We start from the raw sequence: 1580 nt of genomic DNA, 5'->3' as shown, positions 1-1580 counted from the left end.
CGTAGTAAAAAGAGGAACACCTTATGTCGTTCTTCAGCAATATGCAGCCTAAAAAATAAAACTAAATATTACTAGGATTTGATCTTGGAATACGTGTATGGTTAGTTGCGTGGTTTGGTAGCTAATTTAGCAAACTTTTACGGACCAGAGAAAATTCCGCAGGAATTTTCGCAAGTAAGCACTTAAAAAGCAATTAATTATACACGGTGTTGGCAATAGTTATTTTATAATATCAGTACAATGTATTTTCATAATTAATTAACTCTCATTCTTTTATTGGTCTTGGAAGATTAAACCAATGTCCTGATTTGCAATTAAAAGCTCCATTATTATAACTGCTAAAACCACTTGCTTCCATATCAGCTCTTAACCAAGAGGATTCAAATTGGTAAATTACTTTTTTTTCGATTTCATCAAAAACATAAATAGTTCCTCCATTAGTATCTCCGTCTCCTGGTGCATTTATAAGAGATATGTCATATATATTTCTTTTAGAATAGAAACTATATTGCCCATCTTCACTAAAGTATTTTTGTGATTTTCCATATCTGAAGTGATATAAACCAATAATTATCAATATTATGATGGAAATTATAATTGATATTTTCTTTATAATACGTCTCATTAATTTTTTAAATTTTAATCTCTTTAGACTTGAAAGCTCTAGGGTTTGGTATGAGTTTATTGTCTTTCCATTTTAATCGTAATATGATTTTTGATGATTGTTCCCAATTAGGTTCACTTTCTTCCGAATTACTTTCTGAATACTCTCCTTTTTCTTTTATGTAGATAATTTTATTTTTCGCTCCCAAGGAATCTTTAGGAAAATACAAGTTTTCAGATTCCCAGAGCCCAATATCACTTCTTGAGGTTACGTCTATTACTTTGTGAAGTTTTTTCTTGTCGAAGAAAAGGTAGTAACCACCAGAATTTGCTCCACCAGATTCAGGAAGATAATTTATGTAAAGAATATTATTGATGCCATCTAAACCTTTGTTATCAAATAATTTAAGGCAAAAACCATAATTGTCTCCAAAAAATTCAGACTTGTTTTCAAAATAGTCGTTTTGTAAGTCGGAAAGTACTCTTGTTAAGATATATAATTTGCCCTCTGTTTTTTCAAAACTGATAAAGCACCTTAAATTATCGTCCTTTACTTCAATTAAGGAAATCAAACCTCCAAGGATATAACCGATTTTTTCGTCATACTTTACTTTATACCAAGGTGATTCAACACCATTAAAAATGTTGTTAACATCAGTTTTTTCAATAATTTCAATACGTTGTCCAATTTTTAATAATACAAGCGTTTCTGATTCAGATGTAGGCTCTGTCCTTAATCTTACATTATTACCAAATAAATAAGCAATTTCTCCCTCTTCAAATTCATTGTCTATACTAAGAAATTTACATTCTTGGGCATTGATGAAATTAAAAAGGAATAAGATTGTTATTGATGTTATTATGTTTCTCATAATTATTGCCAACGTGTTTCTTTAGTTTGTAATAAATATCTTTATATAGAAAAAGAGGAGAACTATAACGTGTTTTAGATTAGTGATCCCTTACACGTACGAGTC

General features: G+C 29.7%; 2 protein-coding genes. Both read right to left on the bottom strand.

The window, feature by feature from the left end; genetic code table 11:
- Positions 1-265: 265 nt before the first annotated feature.
- On the bottom strand, positions 266-625 hold the full coding sequence (locus DFQ09_RS18670; protein WP_147298386.1) for a hypothetical protein: 360 nt from the start codon (positions 623-625) through the stop codon (positions 266-268).
- A 7-nt stretch (positions 626-632) separates the two neighbouring features.
- Positions 633-1475 (bottom strand): SH3 domain-containing protein, encoded by an 843-nt coding sequence (locus tag DFQ09_RS18665; protein ID WP_115813144.1) that lies wholly within the window; start codon positions 1473-1475, stop codon positions 633-635.
- Between the last annotated feature and the right edge of the window lie 105 nt (positions 1476-1580).

The sequence above is a fragment of the Winogradskyella pacifica genome (assembly GCF_003386275.1).
Lineage (GTDB): Bacteria > Bacteroidota > Bacteroidia > Flavobacteriales > Flavobacteriaceae > Winogradskyella > Winogradskyella pacifica.
The sequence above is the reverse complement of the archived record's forward strand: the minus strand, read 5'-3'. Positions and strand labels throughout refer to the sequence as shown.